At 60.2% G+C, this 9,974-nt stretch carries 7 protein-coding genes and 1 CRISPR repeat array; of the genes, 3 read left to right on the top strand and 4 right to left on the bottom strand.

From position 1 onward, the window contains the following. From I6N89_RS24940 to cas2, 3 genes are all read left to right on the top strand, one after another. The coding region (locus I6N89_RS24940) for a transposase domain-containing protein (RefSeq protein ID WP_207018952.1) at positions 1–88 on the top strand (88 nt) is incomplete at its 5' end. Positions 89–130: 42 nt separating this feature from the next. Then, on the top strand, positions 131–349 hold the full coding sequence (locus tag I6N89_RS24935) for a hypothetical protein (RefSeq protein WP_207020934.1): 219 nt from the start codon (positions 131–133) through the stop codon (positions 347–349). 74 nt (positions 350–423) lie between these two features. Beyond that, positions 424–800: a CRISPR direct-repeat array (repeat unit 37 nt; unit sequence GTCTCAATCCGCTTCCATGCGGGCATATCGTTCGAAC). A 185-nt stretch (positions 801–985) separates the two neighbouring features. Further along, a complete protein-coding gene (gene cas2, locus I6N89_RS24930; RefSeq protein ID WP_207020933.1) occupies positions 986–1,276 on the top strand; it encodes a CRISPR-associated endonuclease Cas2 in 291 nt (96 codons plus the stop codon). A gap of 2 nt (positions 1,277–1,278) precedes the next feature. Here the strand turns inward: cas2 and I6N89_RS24925 are convergent, their stop codons facing one another. The 4 genes from I6N89_RS24925 to I6N89_RS24910 form a co-directional block, all read right to left on the bottom strand. Then, on the bottom strand, positions 1,279–3,906 hold the full coding sequence (locus I6N89_RS24925; protein WP_207020932.1) for an RAMP superfamily CRISPR-associated protein: 2,628 nt from the start codon (positions 3,904–3,906) through the stop codon (positions 1,279–1,281). Between the two features lie 21 nt (positions 3,907–3,927). Continuing rightward, complete coding sequence (locus I6N89_RS24920) at positions 3,928–5,586, bottom strand: RAMP superfamily CRISPR-associated protein (protein ID WP_207020931.1); 1,659 nt, start codon at positions 5,584–5,586, stop codon at positions 3,928–3,930. Between the two features lie 4 nt (positions 5,587–5,590). After that, positions 5,591–7,051, bottom strand: a complete 1,461-nt coding sequence (locus I6N89_RS24915) for a hypothetical protein (RefSeq protein ID WP_207020930.1) — start codon at positions 7,049–7,051, stop codon at positions 5,591–5,593. A gap of 558 nt (positions 7,052–7,609) precedes the next feature. Continuing rightward, positions 7,610–9,388, bottom strand: a complete 1,779-nt coding sequence (locus tag I6N89_RS24910) for a hypothetical protein (RefSeq protein WP_207020929.1) — start codon at positions 9,386–9,388, stop codon at positions 7,610–7,612. Positions 9,389–9,974 lie beyond the last annotated feature (586 nt).

Genomic DNA, 9,974 nt, shown 5'->3' with positions numbered 1-9,974 from the left:
AGCGTGGCTTGCTGATGTCCTCGACCGTATCCACGATCACAAGATCAACCGCCTCGACGAACTGCTCCCGTGGAACTGGAAGTCGTAGGATCAGGCGACGGTATCAACCGGTCGGTTACTGCGCGCCGGAATGTTCGCGCCGTCCGGCGCTTCGGTCCGAATCTCGTCCGAGGGCCGGCGGGCGCTCGTACAGGGCTACGAGGCCGCGCTGGACCGGGCGGTGCGCAGCCGCCATTCGGACCGCAAGGTATCGATGCGCCGCCTGATGCTTGAAGAAGCCCGGGCGCTGGCCTGGCACATGCGCGCGCCAGCCGACCGCCCCTTCCAGCCGCAGGTGCAGGATTACTGAGCGAGCGGCCACCTTCTCCGAAGCAGGCAACTCGTTCGCGCCGACGCCCTATTCACGGGCGTCGGCACACCCACATCTAAATCCGCTTCCACGCGGGCATATCGTTCGAACATGGGCGAAGCTCCCGATCCGATCATCGTGCGCGTCTCAATCCGCTTCCATGCGGGCATATCGTTCGAACGGAGGTGAACCACGACAATATTGAGGACCGTCTCAATCCGCTTCCATGCGGGCATATCGTTCGAACAAGATGATTCCGAAGTCGATCTCTCCCTTGGTCTCAATCCGCTTCCATGCGGGCATATCGTTCGAACTCATGCTGACGAACTCGGCAATCCCGCGCACTGTCTCAATCCGCTTCCATGCGGGCATATCGTTCGAACGCAATGGTGGATCGGCTCGTCGCAGCAGGAAGTCTCAATCCGCTTCCATGCGGGCATATCGTTCGAACCTAGGCGCCGGAACCCCAATCATGCAAGCAAAAATCCAACACACAATCCAAGCATGGTAACCGGTTTGATATAAAAATTGCGGAAGCGGGCAGGAATTTCGAGCGCGAAATCCATTTTTGACTTTCCTCACAAATAGATGCAATCTTTCCAAGCAGAAATCACCCTTTTCGGCGGAGTCGCGGCCATGGCGCGAGGAGAAATGCTCACGGTTTTCACCTATGATATCTCGCGCAACAAGATCCGCCGCAAGGCCGCGAAGATTCTCGAGGACGAGGCAAGCCGGGTGCAGAAATCGGTCTTCGAGGTGCGCATGACCGAGGCGCGCGCCGCGGCGGTGTCGCAACGGGTCGCCGCACTGCTCGACCCGGGCGACAGCCTGCGCGTCTACGTCATCGGCGCCAATGGCGAACACCGCACCCGGGTTTTCGGCGACGCGGTACCGATCGAGCCGCGCAGCGGCTACTGGCTCGCCTGACCTCATCGCCGCGCCCTTTTCAACATCGCCGCCAGCCGTCCATCCTGCTGCCCGGCGATGCGCTTGCAGGCATCCTTGCCCAGCGTCTGCTTCGTCTGGTATTTCAGCTCGCCTCTCTTCAGCCCGGCGTCTTCCCGCAATGCCTTTCCAACCCGAGGATTCAGGGAGGCGAGAAGTTCGGCAGTGCCTTGCGCAGTGGCCCCGTCCCGCCCGATCTGTTCGAGATAGGCAAGGAACAGTTTGCGATACTCAAAAAGCGTGTGCCCGGTCAGACCCCATAGGGCAAACTCGGCCGGGGCCGCCGCCGTTGGCTTTGACCCATCGTTGGGCTGCAATAGAAGATCGAGATTCGCCGCCCGGCATCGCCCCGCCCCCGCCATGCGGCCCTGCCCGACCTGATGGCGCGCGGTGCCCATGATCTCTGGAAGCAACGCGAACATCAATGCACCAAGCTCGACCGGCGTCAGGTTGTGGAACGCGATCCGACCACGAAAGACCATCGGCCATGCCGGCTTTCCTGCCGCTCTTTTCGGCACGAGGTAGCGGACGGTCGAAGCCATCTCGTCTGTACCACTGGCCATATTTTCCAGCCGCTCGAACACGCTGGACGACGTTTCCTTGGTGCTCTGATAGCGTTTGCGCCCGACATGATCGTAAAACACCGCGGTCGGGCGCGGTTCAGCAAAGGTGATCTTGCGCGGTTTGTCCTCGGTCACATCGCTGACCGCCCAGGCAAAGCCGAAGCCAAGCCGCGATTTCAGATGCGCCCGCTCGTGCGGAAGGTGCCCCTCGTCGTCGTCGAGGCCAAAGCCGAACAACGCCTGGCAAAAATCCGGCAGGAAACGCGCGTCGAGCGGCGGGTTGTGCGGATTGAGGTCGCTGGCTGTCGATGCACGGCGGATTTGCTCGAGCTTCGGCTTGTAGGGAAAGCTCTTGCGACCTTGCCTGATTTCCTCAGGGGACAGTGCGGCATCGTTCAACCGCCCGATCCGCGCATTGGTTGCTGTCTCGAGCACCGAACGCAGGAGACCCTTGAGTGTCGAGCCGGGCAGAATGTAGTGGCTGCCGATCTTCTGTGGCCGGCGTATGTCTCCACCATCTCCTATCAGCAGCGGGGTGTCGAAGACCCAGTCGACGTCGACGTGGCCCGAGAGGCCATCCGCAAAGGGGGTGGCGTGCAGCCCTTTGTCATCGCTTGCGAAGGCATCCAATACGATCTCCTGCGGCATCCCGACCGCTTTCAGGTCGACTTCAGCCAGCCTGTAGGGAAGCGTGATCTCGGGCGAAGGCAGTAGGTCCGCAGTCGGATCGGCCTCTTCGTTCTTATCCTTGTTCACCGGCGGCATGTGAAGCGGCTTCGGCGTCAACTCGGGCGTCGCATTGAACCAACCGAAACCGCGTGACGTCGCGGCCCCGAGTTTCAGCCCGTTGATTTCGATGTCTTCCAGAAGAAGATTCAGAAGTGCCGAAACCTCGTCATCGGGCTCTCGGAACCAACCGAGTTCCAAGTCGAACCCGACCCCGTTATGTGCGCCCATCGCGAACAGCGCACCAGAAATCGGCGCCTGCGTTACCGGATCCAGGCGAACCGAGGGATGTTCCGACCCACCCTGCCGCGAGACGTTCTCGATACGCAAGGCAAGCGCCCCGCGAAAACCCTCGTGCCCGAACAGCCGCTCTAACGTATTGAGCGGCATCTCTCCGGCCGAGGTGGGGCAGATCCGCTTTTCGTCCATCCGGCCGGTCTGCAGTTCCCTGAGACGTAGAAGCCACGCCGCCCGGCTTCGCAGCGCGCCGCTAACGCCCATCCCAGTCAAGAGCGGCAAATCGCCCGATCGTCGCGCGGGCTGCGTCACTTCCTGCGTCTTCAGCTCACCCTCGCGTGTCTTGCGGGTTCTCACTTCGACACCGTCGCGTGACAGATAGGGGCCATTGCAGTAGAGCGGGAGACGATGCGCCACCTGGAACAGCTCGAAAGGCGACAGCTTCACCTCCGGTGTCCGCAACAGCCGCCAACCATCGGGGCCGAGGACAAATTCGGTCGCGGTCACCAACGCGCTGTTGAGTGCAAGACGGCCCATGCCGTCGGCTTTATTCGCCCCCAGGTCGAGTCCGCCTTTTCCTACGAACACACCGAGTACGGTTTCCATGTCACGGCAGATCTTGTCGAATTCGGGCGCTGGCGTCTCGACAACAAGTTTGATGTCGAAAAGAGCGCCCTCGGCAGCGAACTCCTGCGCAAACAAAAGGCCCTTTTGTGCGACGCCACTGCGCAAATCCACGCTGGTTCGGCGAACGAGGATCTCCCCGCCGGATAGAGCGGCGGTTCCTAACACGGTTGCCGCAGCGCGCAGTGGCTTGGTCGCAGCCATCTCGTGGCTCATGCCGAACAGCCGCTCGACATCCACATCGACATGGGTTGCCGCCGCACGAAGCGCACCCTTCAGGCTGCTTCCGGGAATATATGGCCGGTCTTCGTGATCCCGCTGCAATGTTGCGACCTCGCCGAAGGCCGCCTCTTTCTTTTTGCCCTCCCCCTGCGATGTGATCTCAGCCTCAGTGAATTGGCGCACCCCGCCATTTCCGACATGGATTGGCGAAAGAGCAATAACCTTGAAGGAATATATCATTCGTTTCATCATTGAATGTGACTACTCCACGCCAGGTCGATACAAAGAAAAAGAACCGTATCCATTCTCCGAAACAAAAGGGCAATTCCTCCAGTCGAGCTTAACGCCCTCTACTTCCTTTCGGCAAAGGCCATTTCGAATGATATCGCACAGTATTCCGGTTTCCCCGGCATTCAGATCAAACTCAAAGATTGCGCCGGGTTCAGTAAGCAGGAATGGTCGATAAACCGATTCACTCCTGAAACGTAGGGCCTGATATCCCCCAATCAAACGCTGACGGGAAAACTGCTGGCGCAACGGACTTCGCGGAAGGACGGTCGACCAGAATTGACGATACGCCTCCGTGGCATCGCCTCCCTCTCCCGCATCTGTGAAGTTGGCAAGAAGGCCTGGCGTCTCGAGCTTCAAATGCACGAGCCCCTCGGGTTGCTGTGGGCTGGTCGGAGCGCTCAGAGTCAGGGACGTCGTGCGCAGCACCGCGTCCGTGCGCCCTAGACCGGGCAATTCGCCGCACAGGGCTTCGATCAGCAGCGACTGATGCCGCTCCGCCGCCCCAGTGAAACTCAGCTCCGCGCGGAAACATCCGGCAGGTTTGCATGCCAGAGTGCTGAAGAGCATTGCATCGTTCGCCGCGCCCGTGCCGACGTCGATTGCGGTGTGGACCCGTTCCTCGTAGCAGACGGGGGCACCCCCCTTCCAGACGCTTCGCGCCTTGTCCCAGATGTCGCCTTTCCAATCGGCCTGCCAGTCGATGCGCCCGCGACATTGTTCTGACCCGGCAAGATCGAAGAATCCTTCCCGATCAATGTGCCAGATGATCGACGCGGGCATGGCAGGTCCGCTACCTGCAGGAGCGGCGAAGCCAACCTTCAGATCCGACAACGCCTGTTCAAGCCCGTCAACAGAAATACCGCGCCTCTTCAGCGCCTCTGCCAGCAACCCTTTGAGGGCGGCTCCGGAAACCTCGCGCCGCCCCCTGTAACAGTTCTCGGCGATCCGTTCTGCATCGACGAGGTAGGGGCGATCGAGCTCGAACTCCCAAAGCGCGACAGATCCGCGCCCGGTCGGAGTACAGGGCTTAGCCACCGGACGCTCTTTTACATCGACCCTAATGACCTCGCCGAAACCGACCGACTTCATCGCACCGACAGACAGGTGCGCATCAAGCGCGGCGCGCAACCATCCCTGGACGCTTCCTTCGTCCTCGTCCGTGAAAATAATGACACTACCCGAGAAAGTCGTAGGCTTGGCGGGTCGCACGACTTGCTCGATCAGCGCCAGATGCCCCGTCTTAGCCGCGCCGGAGTTTGGTTCGATTTCGACTCGCGGCATGGGCAAAAGGCCACGATCCGCAACCTTGTCAGCCACCAGATCGGTGAAGAAGATGCGGCCGTGATCAGGGGCCAGCGCTTCAGCCGACCTTTCGGGCTTCTCGTTCGAAAGGCGGTTCGGTGCGACGTCGCCGCTGGCAGCGCCAAAGCATTGACTGATCAGATCTGTCCGACCAAGCGCCTCAAGCCCGTGCCGCACGAGGCCCTTGACCTGATCTCGAGGCATAACTGGCCGGCCGTGTACATCCGTAAGCTGGCAGCGGTCGAGTCCGAAACGTCCAGGCTGGATGCCCGGAAACAGGAACGGCGCGCGGATGGTCAGCGTGATTGAGAAGTCGAGCCGTTCCATAAGGTTATATCCTCGGAAAACTCGCCTCGACATATGGCGCAAGCTGCGCGACCTGCGCGAGAAGCACCGCCAGAGACCGCCGCTCCGCGACCTCACCCCAGGCATTGAGCGCATCGACATCGCGGCCAGCCCGTTCGAGGTGAGACGCGAGCAAGTTCCGCACGGCCCTATCGGTATCTCGGTGGGTCAGTGACCGCGGGGGAGACCCCTCGGCACCGGACAAGCGCCCGAGTTGCAGGACGCGGTAGATCTGGCTCAGGGACAACGCATCGCCACTTCCATCCTCGCCCGCCCGCGTCTCCCGGCAGAAATCGACGAACCGAGCGAATTCCGCGCGCGTGAACACCTCTGCTTCGGGCTCGTGCGCTCCGCCATAGATCCGATGCCAGTGTTCGGACAAAGCGCCATGAGGCAACGCATCGCTTTCGAAAAGCGCGAAGGCGACGGCACTTTCTCCATAGCGATCCGCCCTGGTCATGCCCTGCTTGACCATGTGCTCGGCCTGCCCGGCCATGTGCCACATCTGACGAAAAGGCGTGCGTACGTGGGCGATCACCACCCCAAGCCGATGCGGAAACCGCAGCTTGGGCACGCCAGCCGGATCAAACGGGCCGGCGCCATAGTCAAGAAACAGCCTCACGAATGACATCACCTTCCGGGCAGGCATGAAAAACGTCATATCGTCGCCGCCCCAGAGCAGCACATCACATTGCCCGGCGGTCACGCCCTTTTCGCGCAACACCAGTCCTTCGGCCGCCATCCAGGTTCGGATACGCTCGGCCAACCGGTCGTAAAAAGCGGTCTTGGCCGTATAGAACACGCCGCCCGCGCGCTCATAAGCCGCACGCAGCTTGCCGCCGCCCATTCCATCCACCACGACGACCGCGATCTTGTTGCGCACCACAAAGGGCAGTTCCTCGGTCGTGACGACGATGCTTTCAAAGCTCTGCGGAGGGACAAGCCCACCATCCTCTGGATAGAGAACCGGGCGCTTTCTACGCGCCACGTCGCGCCGTTCCTTCACCGAGGCCGAGACGAGCCTGGTCTTCTTGCCATCCTTGTCGGTTTCGCATTTGGTGGCGGGGCGCTTGAAATCCTCGGGGTCCGGGCCAGTCGCACCCTTGGCATCGAAAGGCGGGATCGACCATTGTGAAGGCGCCGACAGGATTGCACTGGAGCGGGCGGCCCCGCGCGTTTCCCCCGTGCCGGTGATGATCGAGAAATGCCGCCAAGGATCCGAGCCCAGGAAACGCGCAAGCTCTCCGGCGATCCGCTCCCACCCGCCCTCCGGGAGTGCAAATACCGCGCGGCCGGCCCCCGCATCCACCAGGGGAAGCGTCAATCTGCTCGAGAGCTCCGACCCGAGGCTTTCCAGAAGCATCGACCCGCCGCGAATGGTCGAGATATCCGAAGTGTCGAAAATACAGCTGTCGAAATTGATACCTTCTACATGAAGAAAACCCATCGACACCTCCACAACCAAGAGGAGTGTTGCGTCAAACGGCCCCGGACGCAAGGTCCGAAAACCACAGAAAGACGGAAAGTTTTGCCCCGTCAGCGTCGATCCGCTTCCATGCGGTCATGTCATCAGCATTCACTCCCGGTCGCGACGGACGAAGAAATCGAGTCTCAATCCGCTTCCATGCGGTCATGTCATCAGCATGTGCTTCCCGCTTCGGCGGGCACTCCGGAAAGTCTCAATCCGCTTCCATGCGGTCATGTCATCAGCATCCACGGTGCGATGGTTATTCAGACCAGAAAAGTCTCAATCCGCTTCCATGCGGTCATGTCATCAGCATTTGCTGATTCTCGGCATGTTTATGCTGGGTGTCTCAATCCGCTTCCATGCGGTCATGTCATCAGCATCTACCCTCCACAACACCATATTTGCAAATCCAAAATAGGTCATATCTCCAAGAGCAATCAACTACTTTCCACCCCGCATCCAGATTGCCCGGAACTCAATCATGATTTCCATATATTATCAATAATTATCGTATAGTTAAAAAATATCCAAGGATGATTATCGCATTAGGTGAAGAACAACCGCCCCAAGCGCGACACTCCAAACCCGCCACAACCCGCAGAATCGCTCCCTCCAGTTTAGCCCTTGCCAATCCTTCGCGATAGCAGCCCCATCCCAAAGCAGAAAAACGAAAAAAGCAATGACGCCGGTGTCGGCCCAGAAATCGACGATCCCCGGCGACCGACCATCGGGAAGCACGACGCCCCGCTGGTTCGCCTCGATATCCGCAAGCGCCACAGTCAAACCCAGCGGAACGCCCAGAGAGACCAGCCGGTTCAGGGCATCCGCCCGCCGCGAAGCATCGCGCGCTTCCATCGCATTCGCGTAGTCGGCGGCAGAGCTCAACTCTGCCTCGACCTCATGGAACATCGCGTCCACGCCCATGACCTTGCGCAGCTTTGCATAGATCTCGCGCGGTTGAAGCTGTGTCGAGACAGAGGTGACACGATTGCGGTGAACGAAGCTAAGGAAATCGTCACGGATGCGCTGAAGCGCGTCCCGGAACTCGGTCGTCGTCATGTCCGACTTTCCCGCCACCAGCTCGCTGAGACGCTGGGAGAACTGGATCAGCCGGAAATACTCGAACAGGCAGAGGAATTGCATGTGGCGATAGTATTTCGCCGTGTTCCTGGGCAGATCTCTATGCGCAAAGCCGCCTGCGCCGATGGCGCAAAAATGGTGATGCGTGGTCAGGAACAGCGTCGCATTTCCGGTTTTGCCATCGGGCGCCGGACCGTGCCGGTCGTAGACATAATCGTCGCGCAGCTTTTCCAGAAACGGTTCCTGATATGCCGGGCCGCTGCCCGAGAAATCCGCCTCGGCCAGACGGAAAAGGTCACCGCTCGACAAATCCAGCAGCGTCTGGCGCGCTGCTCTGTCTTTCAACCCTTCATCGCCCAGAGAAACCACGCTGGTCATATAGCAGCGCTCGTCCCCGAAATGGGCAATCCGTTTTCCGTCGACCTTGAGAGGGGTCAGAAGATCATCGAACCACGGCAGGATGGGCACGATCCCGGCATGGCGAAAATTCGCCTGCACCTCATCCCCAGACGGCGCGATGCATTCCTTGCCATCCAGGAAGACACGGTAGAGCGTATCGCCGGGCGCGCCGTAACGGCCACCCTTCCCGTCGGCGTCAGTCGCAGGCTTCCACCAATGCGCGAAGGTGCGCCTGATCCATTCCAGCGCGTCCTGGGCATCCGCGAGGGTCAGGGCGCGAGAAGGCTCTTGCGCGATATCGTCGATCGCCGTTTGACCTGCAATATCGCATCTGACAGCGCATGCCTCGATACTCAACGGAAACGTCGCGATCAGAAGATTGCGCAGACCGTCGCGGTCCGAGCTGTCGTCCAGGCAGGTCATGTTATCCTTGAGCAGCCGTAGCTCGGTCCGCCCGACCGTGCCAATAAAGCGCTTGACCTTCAGCAGCCCGTTTCCGCTGGCCGCGGGGTCATCCGAGGCGCCTGCGAAATCGGCAATCAACGACCGCTGCGCCTTGGTCGACACGAACCAGTCGAATGTGCTTGAGCTGCGTCGGTGCCCGCCCCACAGGGCCTTCGACACGAAGTCGTGGAAATAGCTATGTCCCCGGAAATCCGGGAAGGTCTCTTCTTCCCGCTCAAGCGTCTGAGCATCGCTTCCAGTTTGCGCCAGATTTTCTGGATTCATCCAATAGGAAGTGAAGCTGTCACTCCTGTCGACTCCGCACGCCTCAACCGACAGCGGTAGGTGGAGCCAAAGCCGCAAGCTGGCGCAGGTCTCTTCAGCGACGCGCAAATTTCATTCTCCATCCGCTGGTGCTACTGATTTTCGCGCTCATATCAAGCGCTAGCAGAAGCGCGTCACCAGAACAACGCCATCGGCCAGGATCAGGCTACATGAGATTGGCGCAATTTCGGGATCAGATTTGCGGTGTTGGTAACCTTGCTCTCAATCGTCAGGCGGCGGTCCACATTCCCAAATGCACAGGGTAGCGATCAGTCCCGAATGCCAGAAACGCTCGCCGTTGGCGCGTGAGCGGCTTCGTCCAAGGGCCGTTATCACCTGTTCGATGCCTTGGGGGTAGGTGAGGGTTCGGCCCCGCGCCAGTAGTGCTATCAGCGAGCCACGAAACGAAGTGTGATGCGGGTGGTCCTGCCGACCTTGCTTCGTTCCATGCCTCCTCTGCCTGATGTGCTCGATGCGGAATGACTGCCGGACTACCTATCGTAACCGGCGTAGCGCCAAGCTTTGACATACGCGGCTGGCCTGCCCCCATTGGGTGGTCCGGTTTGATTGTTAGTGCATTGTGGGCCTCTGGTCCATCGGGACGGTGCTTTCGGGCGCGGGTGGACGGTAGCCCAGAGCGCTGTGCGGCCTGATC

It is taken from the genome of Salipiger abyssi, from assembly GCF_017311415.1.
GTDB classification, from domain to species: Bacteria; Pseudomonadota; Alphaproteobacteria; order Rhodobacterales; family Rhodobacteraceae; genus Salipiger; species Salipiger abyssi_A.
The sequence above is the reverse complement of the archived record's forward strand: the minus strand, read 5'-3'. Positions and strand labels throughout refer to the sequence as shown.

What these genes read in the sequence shown, in the direction of transcription:
- I6N89_RS24935 (WP_207020934.1), top strand. Translation starts at nt 131, where the DNA reads ATGTTCGCGCCGTCCGGCGCTTCGGTCCGAATCTCGTCCGAGGGCCGG.
- cas2 (WP_207020933.1), top strand. Translation starts at nt 986, where the DNA reads ATGGCGCGAGGAGAAATGCTCACGGTTTTCACCTATGATATCTCGCGC.
- I6N89_RS24925 (WP_207020932.1), bottom strand. Translation starts at nt 3,906, where the DNA reads ATGATATATTCCTTCAAGGTTATTGCTCTTTCGCCAATCCATGTCGGA.
- I6N89_RS24920 (WP_207020931.1), bottom strand. Translation starts at nt 5,586, where the DNA reads ATGGAACGGCTCGACTTCTCAATCACGCTGACCATCCGCGCGCCGTTC.
- I6N89_RS24915 (WP_207020930.1), bottom strand. Translation starts at nt 7,051, where the DNA reads ATGGGTTTTCTTCATGTAGAAGGTATCAATTTCGACAGCTGTATTTTC.